Annotated in this window: 13 protein-coding genes; 11 read left to right on the forward strand and 2 right to left on the reverse strand. The window is 40.6% G+C overall.

Features of this window, described 5'->3' with window-relative positions; translation table 11 throughout:
- Window position 1 precedes the first annotated feature (1 nt).
- The 9 genes from LK453_RS10015 (at window position 2) to LK453_RS10055 (ending at window position 6,772) form a co-directional block, all read left to right on the forward strand.
- Window positions 2-637: a hypothetical protein gene (locus tag LK453_RS10015; RefSeq protein ID WP_201541682.1), complete on the forward strand. Its 636-nt coding sequence runs from the start codon at window positions 2-4 to the stop codon at window positions 635-637.
- A 77-nt stretch (window positions 638-714) separates the two neighbouring features.
- Window positions 715-1,335 carry a hypothetical protein gene (locus tag LK453_RS10020; RefSeq protein WP_007395053.1) on the forward strand — a complete coding sequence of 207 codons (621 nt, stop codon included), beginning with the start codon at window positions 715-717 and terminating at the stop codon, window positions 1,333-1,335.
- 11 nt (window positions 1,336-1,346) lie between these two features.
- Window positions 1,347-1,865, forward strand: a complete 519-nt coding sequence (locus LK453_RS10025) for a hypothetical protein (RefSeq protein ID WP_007395052.1) — start codon at window positions 1,347-1,349, stop codon at window positions 1,863-1,865.
- On the forward strand, window positions 1,862-2,764 hold the full coding sequence (locus LK453_RS10030; protein WP_227674377.1) for a hypothetical protein: 903 nt from the start codon (window positions 1,862-1,864) through the stop codon (window positions 2,762-2,764). The genes LK453_RS10025 and LK453_RS10030 overlap by 4 nt, the downstream gene beginning before the upstream one ends.
- Entirely contained in the window at window positions 2,761-3,432 is a 672-nt protein-coding gene (locus tag LK453_RS10035) for a hypothetical protein (RefSeq protein WP_201541680.1), read from the forward strand. The genes LK453_RS10030 and LK453_RS10035 overlap by 4 nt, the downstream gene beginning before the upstream one ends.
- 11 nt (window positions 3,433-3,443) lie before the next feature.
- Window positions 3,444-5,066 (forward strand): hypothetical protein, encoded by a 1,623-nt coding sequence (locus LK453_RS10040; protein WP_201541678.1) that lies wholly within the window; start codon window positions 3,444-3,446, stop codon window positions 5,064-5,066.
- Window positions 5,066-5,734 (forward strand): hypothetical protein, encoded by a 669-nt coding sequence (locus tag LK453_RS10045; RefSeq protein WP_201541675.1) that lies wholly within the window; start codon window positions 5,066-5,068, stop codon window positions 5,732-5,734. The genes LK453_RS10040 and LK453_RS10045 overlap by 1 nt, the downstream gene beginning before the upstream one ends.
- Window positions 5,735-5,743: 9 nt before the next feature.
- Window positions 5,744-6,025: a hypothetical protein gene (locus LK453_RS10050; protein ID WP_007395047.1), complete on the forward strand. Its 282-nt coding sequence runs from the start codon at window positions 5,744-5,746 to the stop codon at window positions 6,023-6,025.
- A 192-nt stretch (window positions 6,026-6,217) separates the two neighbouring features.
- Window positions 6,218-6,772: a hypothetical protein gene (locus tag LK453_RS10055; protein ID WP_201541673.1), complete on the forward strand. Its 555-nt coding sequence runs from the start codon at window positions 6,218-6,220 to the stop codon at window positions 6,770-6,772.
- 208 nt (window positions 6,773-6,980) lie between these two features.
- On the opposite strand, the gene LK453_RS10060 is transcribed toward LK453_RS10055, so the two are convergent.
- Window positions 6,981-9,935, reverse strand: coding sequence for a type III restriction-modification system endonuclease (locus tag LK453_RS10060; protein WP_201541671.1), 2,955 nt, complete (start codon window positions 9,933-9,935; stop codon window positions 6,981-6,983).
- A gap of 62 nt (window positions 9,936-9,997) precedes the next feature.
- Window positions 9,998-11,950 carry a site-specific DNA-methyltransferase gene (locus LK453_RS10065; RefSeq protein ID WP_201541669.1) on the reverse strand — a complete coding sequence of 651 codons (1,953 nt, stop codon included), beginning with the start codon at window positions 11,948-11,950 and terminating at the stop codon, window positions 9,998-10,000.
- Window positions 11,951-12,225: 275 nt separating this feature from the next.
- Here LK453_RS10065 and LK453_RS10070 point away from each other — a divergent pair, with 275 nt between their 5' ends.
- Window positions 12,226-14,931 (forward strand): defense against restriction DarA-related protein, encoded by a 2,706-nt coding sequence (locus tag LK453_RS10070; RefSeq protein ID WP_201541667.1) that lies wholly within the window; start codon window positions 12,226-12,228, stop codon window positions 14,929-14,931.
- Between the two features lie 9 nt (window positions 14,932-14,940).
- Window positions 14,941-16,752, forward strand: coding sequence for a hypothetical protein (locus LK453_RS10075; protein WP_201541665.1), 1,812 nt, complete (start codon window positions 14,941-14,943; stop codon window positions 16,750-16,752).
- The last annotated feature ends 1 nt before the right edge of the window (window position 16,753 follow it).

Genomic DNA, 16,753 nt, shown 5'->3' on the forward strand with positions numbered 1-16,753 from the left:
AATGGGTAAAACAAGCAACTTACAAGCTACCGACTTTACTAGAACAGTACAAGAAAGCCATAAGGCAAATGAGCTCGATGAGGCGATTTCTGGCATCTTTACCAAGCTAATCAAAGAATATGAGCTTGAAAACTTGGTAGATATGAATAGTTATGGTACCCCATGGCTTGAAAGTAGTCCTGTTGTTATCGAACGATTCAGCAAGCTTAATGGCTTGGTTATCCTGAGGCAGGATGCAGACGGGCTATCAACTGATATTATGGCCATGATTTTGTCTAGCTGGCAGGCTATGACCAGTGGCCGTGGCTTGGCTTTTTTGCAGTTCGTCCTAGATATGTTATTCCCAGGTAATAACAGGGTTCTAAGACTTTGGCACTCAAAAGAGCTGGCAAACTCTTACCCAGTAGCAGTAAGTGAAAAAGAGATGCCAGGCTCATTTTTGACTAGCCGTGTACGTATCGCGTTAACCCTTGATGATAATAATAGCGATATTTCAGACATTGCCCCTGTTTTAGAAAAGCTGGTTCCGTGGCATATCGTGCCAGAAATTGCTGTTTCTAACGAATTTGGCCAAGTGGATGTAGCTGTCGCAGTTGGCGGTTATCGCTATCATGTGGCTTATCTATCGCCTTTTTAGGTGGAACACCCCTAAAAACTCAATCCCTTTATACCTCAAAATAACCCTATCACTTATTATTGATTAGGGTTATTTCCATGAAAAGTTCATCACCTACCTTGCAAGCCTATTCTCAAATGCACGAGCTGGCCAAGTCTTTGGGCTCAGCTATGCTGGCTTGTAACGCAATTTGTAAGCCTGAAGGTTATGAAAACCTTTACATCCTTATCCAAAACTTCCAACGTCCTATGATCACCAACCACGAGCCAGCCGATGCAGATTATGCTTACGGCTTCCAGGCCCACGTTACAGCGCCTCCTAAAACAAACTTTGAAGGCCAGTGGACAATGATTGAGACTGAATCAGGTACCATTGCTAAGTTTGCAGAAGATATCGTTATTAAACACAATGGCGAAATCCCGTTAGTACGTGTTTATGATGGGTTTGCTACCGATGGCAACGAGATTAAAGGCAAGACGGAATACTTACTTAAAGACTGTGCTATCACTTTCCCTGATGGTGGTGGTGAGATTGATTCAGCAAGCCGCAGCCAGATTCTACAAGTTCAAGTAACTTGTCGTTATAACTATTTTGGCCAAACTGGTGATATCGGTGCTGGTACTGCTAACAAACTTGCCGGCCTATTAACCAACGCACTAAACGCTTTTGGTGGCTATAAGCCAGTTTCTACCATTGGTGGTACAACTATCTTTGGTTAAGGTAAGCGGCTATGTTTACTAGCAGACAAGATAGCTATATCGAGGGCGATATCAAAAGTATCGCCACTCGATTCTATGAAGAGTTATATACCACAGGCTACTCACTTCTTGAAAGTGATGTAGAGCGTATTATTGTTGATGTTTGCCGTGATTACCTAGCATGGGGAGGCGCGTTACGTGCGTATGATCTTGATGATAAAGATGATACCTATACGCTGCTAATTGATAGCACAACTAATATCTACAACGACGAATGGAGTATTATCAGGCCTGTTGTTGTGGCTAGATGCGACCTCATTCAGGCTAGGCGTATGGAAGGTGCGCAAAACTTAGGGGTTCAGCCAGTTGGCATGAGCTCAAGCGAGGCCTACCAAAATCATAGGGAAGCTATGATGGAAATGAAAAGGGAGGCGTTTAATACACACCCTTTTAGCGTTGATAGCACGGCCGATCTTGAGGCTAAGCAAGGCAATAGCACGTTTAATAGCTTGCAAAGTATTGAAATTAACTATAACGGTTGGTGGAAGTGAAAATAGTTTTATCAGACGGCTCAACTATCGGCGGGGGAGACTTAATCAGTGCGATTTATCGTACTGACTTGGTACCAGTTCCCGTGTCTCTTGAGCTGGTGGTTAAGGCTACTGACGAGCTAAGAGAGCTGTTAAAGATAGGCGATAAGCTGATTGCCGGCGAGGGTACGAGCTTAACGATCGTTAAATCGCAGCATATAAACATGCAAGCGGTTAAAGCAGGCAAGCGCGTAGGTGGATTAATTATTATTGCTGTATTGTCTGGTTGCGAGCCGCTGCTAAGTGTAGCTAGTAGGGCTACCTCATTAAACAATACAAGCTTTAACGAGGTTTATCGTGGCTTGGGTGCAAAGATTAGGCTTGAAAACGATATCAAGTTAAATCAATTTATATGCTTAAAAGGCCAGCTACCGACAAAAAGAATAGCAATCGCCTTACAAAAAGAGGCGGCCGTATCGTTATATAGAGACGGCGGTATGTCTGTTGTGAGGATTAATGACTTATTCAAAGGTGAGGCAGCAGTTTACGATCGTAGCGCCTTACAGTGGATAGATAGTCCTCATGTGTTATCACATGGCAATACCAACTTCTTATCAATTGATGATAACGGATCAGATATTTTAGGGGCGCCATTTAGCAACAAGCAAGTAGGCTATTACCCAAGAGCAGACGCAAGAGAATTACAAAACTTACGTCGCATTTTAGTAACTAGGGCCAAAATGGTGAGACAGCTTGATGATCAAATAACAGCTGGCAGGTTAATCACTATTGATGATGGGCTTAGCCAAGACAATTTGGTGGTTCTAACAGCAGCCCATCGCTATGACACCGGGGCTTTAGGTGGCAGGCCGATAATGGCCACTCAAGCGTGGCTTGCACAATTAGAGGGCGAGAAATGAGCGTAATATCACCATACTTTCACCCAGCCAAGCTTGTTTCTTATGACAAGGCGTATCGGACGGCCAATGTGACAATAGCTGGCCTAACCGATGGGGTACCCGAAGGCATTACAGCTATGGTGGCTTATCCAATCGGTGATGATGATCTTGATACCGAGCGTGAATTGCTACCAGGTGCCGACGTATGGGTATTTTTTGAACAAGGCGATACATCAATGCCAGTAATTGCTTTTTACCGTCGTCATGGCGGTGGCCAGGCGGTTATTGATGTTCGCCGCATAAGGCAGCAAAACATTGAATTGCTGGCAAAAGCTCGTATTACTTTGACAGCAAAAGACCTAATACAAATGCAGGCCCAAAGCGTGACCATTGACGCAAGTACAGTATCTATAACGGCCGATAACATGAATGTTAAGGCTCAAATTAACCATACTGGCAACCAAAGCACATCGGGCACCATGTCTGTTAAGGGCAATGTCTCAACTAGCAGCAATATATCAGCCAGTGGCGGCATTACCGCCGATGGAGCTATGGAGGCCAAAGGCAATATCAAAACTCAAGGCACTATGTCAGCAAGTAATGACGTAGTTGGTGGCGGTATATCACTAAAAGGCCACGTTCACGGCGGTGTTAGAAGTGGTGGCAGCTCAACTTCTGGACCAACATAAGGGCTTGAATAATGAATTTTAGAAAACGTCTAGCAAGCTTTTTAATTGATGATAGACAGGCTCGAATATCAGAGCAAATGCCTACTATTGACGATGTAGATCGTAGTTATGAAGCTACCAATCCATTTGAGCTTGGCACCTTTCATCACAAGGCAAAACAGCCACGTACTCGCAGACAGATTTATACGATGTGGGAAATAATGCAGGCTGACCCTCAAATTTCAGAGGCGCTAAGCTTGCATGTTACAGCGGCTTTAGGTGGTCATGAATCAACCGGTGACATGATTTTTATTACACCAAGCGATCACATCAGAGAAGGGGGCCGCAGAGCCTCAGAGCTTAGAAAAAAGGTTGAGCGTGAAGCTAAACATATCGCACCTATCATTAATCGACACGTATTTTCATTGGCACGCCAAGCTATTGCTTATGGTGATAGCTACGCTCGTATTTATACAGATGAGCGTCGTGGCGTGCTTGATTTGATGAACAACCGCTTTACGCAGCCTTCACTAATCATGCCATTTGAGCAGGCAGGGCGTACTATTGGTTTCCACGCCTTAGAAGATGAAGATAAGCAACGAACCATTGCCAAGCTATCTTTAGAGCAAATGCTTAGAATTAAAATGCCTCGTATTGAGAATATACCGCAAATGGCATTAGACGTTTGGCAGGATAGAACAACCCTAGTTTACGACCTAAGATCCGACAACCCAATCCTACCTTCCGAGGTGGGCGGCTCATTCTTATATCCTATTGAGGACGCATGGAGAGACGTAACCATTAGTCGTGCTGGCCTTAACAACCAGCAAATTGCAGACAGCGTAAAACAGGCTTTTTTAACGCTTAACATGGAAGGCATGCCAGCCAAACAAAGACAAGGCTATATCAGCTCGTTAACTAAAATGTTAAAGAGCTACCGCGATCAAATTCAAGACGCATTTGACGGCGGTGAGGCTTTGTACGGTACAAAATATCACGTACTACCGCAGTATGGTGAAAAGCAAGTTATTCAGTCGGTGGGTGATCTAGCGCAACGCGTAGCACCACTGAATGAAGGCATCTTGATGATTAACTTGCGACGCTTAGCCGGTGGCCTGGGTATGGATTTATCACTAATTGGCTGGGCCGATATGCTGGCAGGTGGCCTGGGTGACGGTGCAGCCTTCCATACGTCAGCTCAAGTTATGAGGCGGTCAATGCTAATCAGACAGGCTTGTATTGACGCATTTAACCACTTAATGAGCATACACTGGGGCATCAAATATAATGAATGGTTCGAGCCTCAAGAATATCCTTGGCAGTTCGACTTTTACTCAGATCAATCAGCCGCCGCTACCGAAATGCTTAACAACAAGCAAAATAGAGCTAATACGCTCGCTATTGTAGCTCAGTCGCTTGCTGGTCTTCGGGAACTAGGCTTTGATAAGGAAACCAACCAATTAATGCTAGAGGACGTATTTGGGGCCGATATTAATCTAGCAGAGCGTATAGCAGTGGGACTAGCCGCAAGAGCAGGCGAGCAAGGCGGGATGATGGGTCAAGAAGCTGGCATGCCAGGCGATCAGTCAATGTCAGATGAAGATGAGACACCAGTAGACGATGTAGATGATGACGTATTTTGGGATGATGAATAATGCTGGATTTGGTTAACGAGTTAATTGACTTTGATTTTTCAGCTGGTGATGACTTTGGCGGCATAGCGCTTAATATAGCAAGCAATGCAACTAAAAAGACCAACTCAAACACCGATCTTGCTGTCAGTAGTAAATTATTAGAAGAATACGCGCGTATTTATGGGCGGGTTAAGGCTCATCATGCGTTAATTAAAGCCATTTACAAAGTAAAAATAGAAAATATATTTGGCCATAAAGGGGATATACCCTGGTTTAAAGATCAGACACTTTGTTACCTCGCTACCGATGCAGAATTGTCTTTGGGGTCGAGTGAATCTGATAGCTTTTACGCAGGGTCAATTCAGGCAAACTATCTGACGCAGCAAATAAGCAGTGAAATGGATATTACCTTTATCGAGACAGCCAAAGGCGATATCTCCAAGTCGTATCTAGCGTGCCGCAGGCTTGCCTTTAACAACGATGGAACGGTTAACGAAACAAAAAAATATGCGTTTAAACTATCAGTGGCATTACTAAATCCCAGAAATCCACAAAAGGTCGCAGTACAAGGGGCTTGGATTGTTAGTGTTAAGTCAGCAAACATTGAGCTATCAGCCAGCAGTAGAAGCGAGCTAGTAGAAATACCAGTAACTTTTGAAAAACTAAGACCTTTATCATTCTCAAGCTAAGGACTAACCATGATTGAAACCAAAATTATCTCAACCGCTGTGGGTGTGCAGCGTGGTGACGTAAACGACAAGACAGAATCAACTATTGTGCCATCAGCTCAAAACGGGCTGGTTATTGGTCGTTTTAAACGTGGCCGTACTGACAAACCATTTAAAGTCAATAATTTAAGCTACCCTGGTATGTTGGGGCGCGATATCAACAACCCTGATTACTTAACCGTTGAAGATGCTTTCAACAAAGGTGTTAGCGAGCTTTGGATTCGCCGCATAGGTAAAAGTAAAGAAACTTGATTTTCAGAGAGTGTTGAAAGAAAAGCCACTACTTTGAGTAGTGGCTTTTACTCTTTTTTAGTACTTATCAATTCAGGAAGATAAATAAAAGGATTCTTTAAGTACCAGTTTAGCAATGATATAGTTGCGCTAGAGATTCTGATAGCGATTGTATTGATTTTAGAATATGATGAAAAATTAAAAGAGTTACGGATGATAGAAATATTGACATTTGCCATTGCCTTGCTGTCTTTAATTGTTGCTTATGCTGTTTACTACAATAATTCTGTCGCAGATGTTGTTGTATATGCACAGGTAGATAAAAAAAGACCTACAGTCATTAACTTAGTAGTACATAATATAGGTAAAGGTATTGCCAGGGATATCAGATTTATTTGCCCAGTCGGTATTCCTAAGCAGGCTTATGGAATTACTGGTTTAGAGCAACCATCGAAAGTATATAATTCTGGTGCTTTTATTAACGGGTTTCCTATTTTGTTTCCAGATGAAAAGTTAGTTTATTCTTGGGGGCAACTTGGTGGTCTCAGAGAGGCGCTGAATGGAAGGCCCTTAGAATTAGAGGTTGTATTTTTTAGCCGTAATAGCTTGCAATTAAGGAAGGAAAAGATTAAAAGTAAGTTCGTAATAGATGTTACTGCTTTTGAAGGGGTGGATATAAGCGAATCTCTTTTTGAAAAAGATGTTAGAGAGTCGCTAAAATCTATTGCTAAGTCTTTGAAACAAATCAATAATAAAGTAGGCAGATAGTTATAATGAATACCAATCCACACTTGCCAATAAACACCCCTTAGAGTCTTTCAAAAAACCAGACTAGTTTCTAGTATAATCAATTAATCACTTACACCTTGATAGCATAATATTTAGCTTTTTAAAAAATAGGTGCTTTTTTGAAAAGCACCTTACTTTTTGGTCAAACAATGTAGGCTGATAGGGCTTACTTTAAACAAGCTCTCATTCATTTATCGCGCTCCAGTGCTTCGTTAATAATATCCTTAACGAGATCATCCTTAAACTGAGTGCTAAAACTAACACTCAACCCCTCGTCTTGCATCTTGTAAAATAACAGTTCTGCGTGCTTAATTTTGCGATTTTCTTCTGCTCTCAAGTTATCAGATGATTTAGCATCCTTGGTCTCTATAATTAGATTTAAGGTTTTACCTTCTTTAGTCTCAACAACGTACGCAAAGTCAGGTGAGTACGTGCCACCACCTGATATGGGTATCCTGATCGAGTTTTTAGGAATTTTACTAAATACGGTAACGTGTTTAATCTTTTCCTTGATGTTTTTCATCTCTAGGGACGAGTCATAAAACACATCTTCAAACAGAAAATCATCACTCGGCTTGCCGTCATCGTAATGCACACCTAGTTGACTAGCGTTGACCTCCGCTAAAGGCTCACCCTTAGTATCTGTATAGCTTGTGGGATGTACTTGGTTGGAGATAATGTTGTAGCCAATTTCAAACTTTTGCATCGCATTTTGGAAGATATATAATCTAATACCATCTACCAATTTACGGATGGTTTGAATATTCAGATAGTTGCTGATATCTAAAACTTTCTCACCCTTATCTTGCATCTGCCTTAGGTTAACAAAGGCCTTATGCAGCGTCGGTAGCTTAATATAAGTCTTCTCGGACAGTTGGCGTAAAAAGCTTCCATAGCTCATGGTGCTGAGTTTTACGAAGTTCTCTTCATTACCATATACGTCTTGATAGCCAGCTTGGTTATTATGAATATATAGCTCAGACACCTTAGTCACTAAGCCTGTTTTGTCAAAGTTATCAGCCATCACTTCCTGCTGGAGATAATCCATCAGTAAGTTTTCATAAAACGCATCTTCACTATCAAACTGATATTCTAAAATGGCTCTTTGGTTAATAAGCTCCCAAAGCTCCTTAAGCTCTTCATACTTACCGATTCTGACTTTGGTTTTAGCTTTCGTATTTTCTTTGCTCTTATCAACAATCTTACCTTTTTTCAGCTTCTGGGCAAAAGCATTGGGATATAGATTTTTGAGTGCCTGATAGCCACCTTCTAAGAACTTCTCATCATCATCGATTAAACTCTGATCATATAACTGGTTACTAAGCTCTCTTTTAGAGACCTCATAAAAGCCTTTAATTTGTTCAACTAAGTCGTTAGTTAATAATTCTGGCTCAACTTCTGATACGGCAGTTTCGTTAATCTCTTGAGTCAACTCTTGAACAAAGTCTTTTTCCGTAAAATCAACATAGTAGTTTAGACGAAAGTCATCTGTTTTCTCTCTCGCCATATGCTCATTCACAGGTAAACGTAGTCCACGGCCTACCTCTTGTAGCTTAGAGGTCTTGCTACCACTGGAACGTAATTTACAAATCTGGAAAACGTTTGGATTATCCCAACCCTCTCGCAATGTCCACTTCGAGAAGATAAAGCGTCTAGGGTTATCGAGTGATAATAGGCTTTCTTTATCATGTAAGATGTCGTTAATTTCAGCTTCAATCTTCTCGTCATTACCTGTATTGTCTTTTGAGAAGTAACCACCGTGAGTTAAGCTGACATCTGCAATTGTTTGCTCAAGATACTGCTTGTAAAACGGATCTGTTTCTTTCGCTAAATAAGCTTTAGCCTCAGCCAATACCCAAGCCTCAAAGCGTGTTTTCAAGCTACCAGCTAACTCATTACCATCCCTATATCCTTCGATATCATCGATAAAGAACAAAGTTAATGGCTTAATCTTAGGGTTACGAGTTAGTAGGTCTCGCTCAAGTTTAAAGTGCTCTTTAATGGCTTTTTGCATCATGCTGTCTTGCAAAGACTCATGATAAGAGTAAGGATTGATACTCTCGTCTTTTTTAAGCTCGATACCATTACTAAGTACAAGCGTTGTTTTATTCAGCTTCTCAATATTTAAACTGTGTATCGCTGAATGAACAGTAGACAATGAGTCATTCTCTCTTAATGTATTACGAGTCTTAACGCCATTTTCACTGAGTTCAAAGACAGCCTCTTTACCATCTAAAGACTTCAGCGTTAGCTTAGCATTATCATTGCCTGACATGGTCTCAATATAAGCCGTTACACCCTTCACAAGATCTTGGTTAAAGGCATCAACAGCTGTCAGATGATAAATCAGATTCTTGTATTCATCGTTAAAAGTAGCGCCATAGCGAATTGTAAACTGTGCTTGCAGATTAGATATACTTTGCCACGTTTTACCACTTTGAGGGAATTTATGGGGCTCATCAATGATGACAACAGGGTTGATACCTGCTAATGCATCTATCGCTTTATCGTACTTTTCACCTAGCAAGGCTGTATCAAACCGATCTTCTTGAATCGTCGGTGAGTTAATCATACCTTGGTTAATAACTAAGACGTGGATCTTACTTTTATCACCATTACTGGCATTAACAAACTGAGTCACAGACTCAGGCATATAAGACTTACTGCCTTTTTTCTTTTTTTTGCTTTCAACGACATAAGTCACTATTTGCTTGTCATGGAACTCACCCTGAAAGTCATGACGAAAGTGCTCACGAAGTGCATCACTTTTTAAAAAGTTTACCGTACCTGCCTTGATAGATAAGGTCGGAACGACAATGATGAACTTAAACAGTCCATATATTTCATTCAGCTTATAAATGGTCTTGGTATAGGTGTAGGTCTTACCCGTGCCTGTCTCCATTGAGATATCAAACACTAAGTCGTCACTGCGCTTGTCTTTACCAAAGATGCCATTGTCTTGTTGCACTTGCTCAATGTCATTGGCTAGAACAGTGTGGTTATAGCTAATCTTGGGGTTTATATATTGTTTGACAGTATAGTCTGTTGATGGGTCAAACTGCACATTCGAAAAAGACTTAAGCAGTGCAATAATTGCTTTTTCTTGATGTGGTAAGTTTGGTTCAAAGTTAAAGCCTGCCATAATATCTCTCGTATGCTCAATTAAAGGGTCAAATGTGCTATCAAATACTGCTATTTCATAACTTAGTATCTAACGATGATATTGATATTAATCGACTTTTTATTTTGATAGCTTTTAATTGCTTCATTTAACTCCATTTGCATAGCTGTATCGAAGTTATACCCATTAACAATGATTCTATTTGGCGCAAAGCTTTTATCTGTGTCTAGCTTATCAAGCAGGTGCTTTAAGCTTTCTGTTCTGAAGCCAGAATCGATTAGATATAAGCCTTTATCAACTAAGTGAGCTTTATAGCCTTGCAGATCTATATCTTCAATTTGCTGAGTTAGATGGTTATTGTCATATAACATCCATGTGGTCAGTAGTGCTTGATATTGCTCATCACTAAGCACCATGTCATCAAACAGGCTTTCATTAGCAACTTCAAAATCATCATCTATTTTGGGGCGGAAATCATTGGTACTTTCATAAACTTTAAATCCCAGGTCACCTTCAAAGCTAGGTTTTTCATTGGCAATACTAATAGCAGACTTTTCAATACGATCTTTTGTAATATCGAATACACTTTTAAAGCCCGCTTTATAAGCCGGTTTTTTAGGGTCAGTTGGTTCATCTAATTGTATACAGATATATTTGCGATTTTCACTATTATCAGAATTCAATTGCATAACTGCATGAGCTGTAGTAGCTGAGCCAGCAAAGAAATCCAGTATGATATCTTGATTAGATGTAACCATTTCAAGCAAAGACACTATATAATCTTTAGGTTTAGGAAAGTCAAAATAAATTGAATTAGACTTGAAAAAATTTGTATCAATCTGAGTATCGTAAAAACCTACACCTATTGGAACTGTATGAGTATAGTCATTTAAGTACCTTTTTGGTAAAGGTATAGTTCCTTCATCAGTCCCAAAATGAAACATATTTTCATCAAGCATCTTATCGATAGTTTTTTGATTATAACGCCACCCTTTGGCTGGCTTCTTACAAGGTTTATTAGTTACAGGATGTAGAATATCGCTTTCAAAGTTACCATTATCGACACCACCTGAGTTATCAGTTCTGTAAACTCCTCTATCATCACAATAGTAGTAGTGATCAAAATCATAATACTTAGGATATTTAACCAACGCTTTAAGTTCTGATTCAATTTCAGAATTAGATGTACCTTGTTTTTTTAATCTATTCACAATTTTGACAAAGTCATCAATATTTCTTTTTCTGATCTTCCAGTCTTTGCTTGTCGCATTTTTCTGCTTTGCATATACCATAGTATAATCATGTGTAACTGAAAGGTGAGAAGCATTATTTTTCATTGAATTACTTACCCTAACTGTATTTGCAATAAAATTTTCTTCTCCAAAAACTTCATCACATACAAGCTTCAGCTGTGCCTGTTCATTATCATCAATACTGATAAAAATAACGCCATCTTCTTTAAGCAATTCACGGGCTATATAAAGCCTTGGGTACATAAAAGTCAGCCAAGCACTATGACTATTTGAGCCCTTAGCATTAAAGCTCAGAATACGCTCTGCCTCAGCCTTATCAATGCCAGCTAGGCGACTTAAGTCATCCACTGAAAACTTAAAGCTGTCTTGATAAACAAACCCATCCGATCCAGTATTGTAAGGCGGATCAATGTAGATCATCTTGATTTGCTCACGATAGCCATTTACCAAATGCTTTAATACCTCAAGGTTGTCACCTTTTATCAGTAAGTTCTCACTCTCACTATTCTGAGGTGCTGAATTATGCTCTGTATCAGGCTTTAACAGTCCTTGAGGAGGCAGATTGGTTAGTAACCTTGCATAAGACTTACCCAGCCAATTCAGACTATAAGATTCTTTGACTATCTCCACTTCATTAGCTTTTACAACCTCCATCATCTTTTCAGGCTGAAAATGACCATGCTTATCAAAGCATTGAGGGAAATGCTTCTTTAAAACAGAGATTTGTTTACTATTCACAGTTTCGGTTTCATCAAAAAGTGTTTCGGTGTGTAGGCTGGTCATATTATGTCCTGATGCTCAAAAAAATAGAAAAAAACTGTATTTATTATGTTGGTATGGTTTCTCTTATTAAAGTGAGAATAAGAGGTTAAACATATAGAGCGCTATGAATATTAAATTTTCAATTAAAAAGTTGATACTTTAACAACATTAGTTTGTTGAGGCTAGTGCATTCACTAAATATAGCCGTCATTTCAAACTAGGAACACCCCCAAACCATACTACCTCTCCAATGCCAAAATAACCCTATTATATTTATTGTAATAGGGTTTTTTATCATGTCTTACATTAAAACAGGCACAGCACATGCCAGCCAATTAACAGAAGATCGATACGGTAACGAAAAGACACGCTATAGCCGGTATGAGACCGGTTTCATCGAAGGTGATTACCGGGATATATTGGCATTAATTGCTGATGAAACAGGCTTTGATGGATTAGGCTTTGATTCAACAGCTGGCAGCAACGATGATAAATGGCATGTGGTTAACTTATTTGAGAATAGGGGCCATTATATTGATTCAGTGGCCATTGGCGGTGCTTTAGATGACGAGCATGCACGCACACTAGCGGTTACTCAGTTCGACCATTTAGGTGCCGATTATGGCGTTGTCGTTGGTTATACCGATAACATGCAGTTTGATCACATGACAGATGATGGGGCGTGGTCAATTGATGCTATTTCTAAGCTGCTAAACAACCCATCACAAGATAAACACTTCCTACCTGTTATTACATCAAAAGAACTATACGAAGAGGCGACACGAGCCGCTTTTAATGATGTTCAATGGGATAACTTAACCCTATCAAGCCATGGTGGCAGCTTAACCAATCTATATACAGATATGATCCGAGCTGACACGTTTAAAGAGCTGACACAAGAATTTGATTTGCAGCAAGCATTGATTGACTTAGAGGCAGAAGAAGCTGAATTCGATTCAATCATGGACACAGTTAACCGTTTGCCAATGCTTAAAGATCGCTTATTTAGAGCAATGAGCCAGGCCTCAAATGAAACCCTATCTGTAACCAATGTCACTCAAACCAAGCCATTTAAACGTGGTGGCGTGGTAAACGTTGCTTTTGTGTTTGATTTATCGGACGGCCAAAAACTATCTATTTGGTTCCACAACCCAGACAGCACACCTAGCAAATTGCTGGCAGGCGATATGATGGTTAGCTGGAAATGGTTATTAAACAAACGCGACGTAACCGCTATTTTGTCACCGATTAACGGCCAGGACGTCAAGATTCCAACTCTTGCACGTCAAATGATGTTGCTTGCCAGCAAAAACAGTAAAAACTTCAAACGTGCTCAAGAACGTAAAGCTAAGCGTGACGCTGATATCAATGAAGCTCAAAGTAATATTGAGCAGAAAAAACAAACCATTGAGCAGCTAGATAAAGATATTGCCAGCTTAAAAGATCAGATTGATGCTGCTATGCAACAAAACAAATCAAAAGCCAATATTGACACTACGGAAAACGCGGACGGCGAGCCAGCATACATACCAGAACCAGATGAAATGACGGTCTCAACTTCTTCAAATGTAGCTGAAGATGAAGCCAAGGTTGAATTATCCGGCAATGAGCTTGGTAGTTTCGATGAAACAAAAAAGGGCTTAATAGACTTAAGAAGTAAAGCGAAAGATGTTTTTAACAGCATTGCCGGCAATTGGATTGATTGCCCTGCATTGGAAGATGATGAGGGTGAAAATGCGAAAGTCGAGATTCGCAAACGAGGTATCAAGAAGTTTATCTCACATAGCACAGACCCAAGAAAGCTTAAATTAGTAGCAAAGATCGAAGATATTATAGCCACAGCTACAAACGCAACCTGGCAGGAAAATATCAAAGTTTCTAACAAACCAATGGTGTCTGGATATTATCATCTTGAGAATACCATCAAACTTGGCGAAGAGCTAATTAAGCTAAGAGTCGTGGTTGAGAAAGATGTTAAAGATGGATTGCTGCATTATGACCTTTTAGTGCCCAAAAACAAATCTTTTGATTCACTACAAGAAAATGACAATAAAAAAATGCCTGAAACAGCGATCCCTGATCACGATTCAGGGGTTGCTTCAGGCACTGATAATATTAAATCAAACTATGCAGATGAAGTCAATATGTTTGATTCTATTGAAGATGATTATGAGATAAACATCGAAATACTAGAAGTAATAGAACAAGGTAATAGTTCTAAGCAGGCCGAGGACAACTTTGTAGATACCACGGACAAGAGTGCAAAAGAGCAATCTATCACTAGTCAGCTTGATCCAAAAGAAGCGCCGAAATCTGATGTTGAAACTTTCTCCCCTGAAAACCCTTATGCACGTTATGCCGATAATGACGAGGACGCTATGGCGAATGCTGAGCGCTGGGAAGCGAGAGAAGTATTGACGGAAAAAGGTTTAGAAAAGCTCAATGAACTTGCTGAATCTTTTGGTTTTACAGCTTTTATCGAATCAAGACATGCCGGATTAGGCGTATTCCAAGCGGTTAAAGAAGTATCTAACCGGAGAGTTGAAATTGAAGGCAAATTCAAAAACTATGATGGCGAGTCCGCAAAGGAATCACCTAATGACTTCACCATTGAGTGGTCACAAGATGGTGAAGTTGTAGATTATCAGTATACCAATGACTTACCTGAATATATTGAAAAGGCCAATAACTGGTTGAATCAAGATATCGGAAGCTTAAATGAACAAAATGTAGCCATATTAAATGCCCCTGAAGATATTGAAAGCGGTGAACAAGAAGTCAGTGATATTGGACAAGGACATGCGATGCAGCAAACAGAAACAGCCTACAGCCAAGATGATACAGATTACCTAAATTCAATCATCGATGGTTCTTTAAGTACCGAGGATATTGACCTTGATAGGCTGACAGTTATTGGCGAAAAAGACGAACACAACCCGCTATTTACTCAAGCGTTAGATGTTGTATTAAGCGCAGTTGATAAAGAATCATCAGACTTATAAGGGGCGGGCATGACACCTTTACAGAAGATAGAACTGGTGAAGCAGCTCAAGGCTGCTATATCAGACGCTAAAAGCCTTGATGGGTTAAAGCGCCTTGATGAAATAAAAAGAGTTATGCAGCTTAGAGCTGATCTTGGCTTATCTGTTAAATCAGATAATTCAACTAGCCAGCCTAATCAGGTAAGCAAGGTTATCAAGGGCCGCAGCAATAATGTTAAAACAGCAAAAGGAACCAGGGTATCAACGATCCTAGCCGTAACTGAAATTGATAACGTCATTGCTAGTCACACGGCAAGCGGCAGCCAAAACCCAATATATCCGCAAGAATTACAGCCTCGTGATCGTGGCCGTGATTCATCAGTCGCATGGGTGCAAAAAGTATCACGTGACCTTGACCCTGAAAGCTTAGGGCGTTCTGGCAGGGCTGATAGTGGAGCGCCTATTGTCGGTGATGATATGGCCGTGGAAAGTGGTAACGGCCGAACTATGGCAATAGCTATGGCTTATAACAATGGTACAGCCGGTAATTATAGGGATTGGCTCATTGATGAAGCCGACTACCTGGGATTCAGCCCCAAAGACGTAGAAGCATTTAAACGGCCAATACTGATTAGGATTAGAACCAGCGAGGTTGATCGAGTTAAGTTTGCTATTGAGGCCAACCAGGACGACAAGCTGTCATACAGTGCAACAGAGCGAGCAAAGACGGACGCTAAAATGCTAGATGACCACATGCTCATGCTATTCAATCCAAGTGAAAACGGGGATTTAACGGCAGCAAGTAATCATAACTTCGTTGTCGCCTTTTTAAAGCAAATAGGCGATACGGAGGCGGCCCAATACACAACAAAGGACGGTAAGCCAACACAAGCGCTGGTGGCACGCATGAAAGCCGCTATTTTTAGCAAGGCCTACAATGACGAGCGATTAACGGAAATGATGGCCGATGACGCAAAGCCAGAGCTACAAAACGTACTAAATGCCTTGAGCGTGGCCGCACCTAAATTTATTGAGGCACAAGCCATAAGCCGTGGCAACGTCCAAGATATATCTAGTGGCATTGTAGATAGCATCGAAAAAGGCCTTGATGACGAGGTTACAAACGCAATCATTGACGCAGCTAACGTGGTTATGAGTGCTAAAGAAAATAACCATGACGTTGCTGAATACGTTAAGCAGCTCGGGCTATTTAACGACATGGCAGAAGGTGTGGCCGAAATAGCCGTGTTTATTGCTACAAACAACCGTAGTGCAAAGAAGATGGGGTTATTTTTCAGAGCAATGGCTGAATTTTGTGAAAAAGAGTCTCAACACGGCCTCGCTGATGATCTATTTGGCTCGCCACCTGTTAGCACCAAAGACGCTGCTAACTATGCAGTTGACAAGGTTCAAAGTATTTACGGTAACGACAAAGGGTTAGATATGTTCGACTCAATGACACTAACACCGCTTGAAAAACTTAAAAAGATTAAAGAGCTTAAATCAGCCGTATCAGATGCCAAAGAACTAGGCAATTTGCAAAAGCTACAAGCGCTTAAAAAGATTATGCAGTTGCGTAAGGATTTAGGCCTAGTAAGCAATAAAGAAAACGAAACTGATTACCTTGGCGAACAGGTTAAAAGCCTTAGCGACAAAGTATCAGAAAGCAGCTTTGACCCACTGGGATTTGATAGTGACTTTGCAAAAGAGCTGGCTGGCAAGATTGAAGATGCAGATAGGCCTGATCTTGCACAGATTTTCAAAGATACACTTGAACATTACCGTGACTTACTTGTGTCTTTAGCTATCAAGAGCTTACAGAAAACCAAAGCGATCGTTTAGC

It is taken from the genome of Psychrobacter sanguinis (assembly GCF_020736705.1).
GTDB classification, from domain to species: domain Bacteria; phylum Pseudomonadota; class Gammaproteobacteria; order Pseudomonadales; family Moraxellaceae; genus Psychrobacter; species Psychrobacter sanguinis.

Coding starts and splice junctions, on each gene's coding strand:
- LK453_RS10040 (WP_201541678.1), top strand. CDS start 3,444: ATGAATTTTAGAAAACGTCTAGCAAGCTTTTTAATTGATGATAGACAG.
- LK453_RS10015 (WP_201541682.1), top strand. CDS start 2: ATGGGTAAAACAAGCAACTTACAAGCTACCGACTTTACTAGAACAGTA.
- LK453_RS10050 (WP_007395047.1), top strand. CDS start 5,744: ATGATTGAAACCAAAATTATCTCAACCGCTGTGGGTGTGCAGCGTGGT.
- LK453_RS10045 (WP_201541675.1), top strand. CDS start 5,066: ATGCTGGATTTGGTTAACGAGTTAATTGACTTTGATTTTTCAGCTGGT.
- LK453_RS10020 (WP_007395053.1), top strand. CDS start 715: ATGAAAAGTTCATCACCTACCTTGCAAGCCTATTCTCAAATGCACGAG.
- LK453_RS10035 (WP_201541680.1), top strand. CDS start 2,761: ATGAGCGTAATATCACCATACTTTCACCCAGCCAAGCTTGTTTCTTAT.
- LK453_RS10025 (WP_007395052.1), top strand. CDS start 1,347: ATGTTTACTAGCAGACAAGATAGCTATATCGAGGGCGATATCAAAAGT.
- LK453_RS10070 (WP_201541667.1), top strand. CDS start 12,226: ATGTCTTACATTAAAACAGGCACAGCACATGCCAGCCAATTAACAGAA.
- LK453_RS10075 (WP_201541665.1), top strand. CDS start 14,941: ATGACACCTTTACAGAAGATAGAACTGGTGAAGCAGCTCAAGGCTGCT.
- LK453_RS10065 (WP_201541669.1), bottom strand. CDS start 11,950: ATGACCAGCCTACACACCGAAACACTTTTTGATGAAACCGAAACTGTG.
- LK453_RS10055 (WP_201541673.1), top strand. CDS start 6,218: ATGATAGAAATATTGACATTTGCCATTGCCTTGCTGTCTTTAATTGTT.
- LK453_RS10060 (WP_201541671.1), bottom strand. CDS start 9,935: ATGGCAGGCTTTAACTTTGAACCAAACTTACCACATCAAGAAAAAGCA.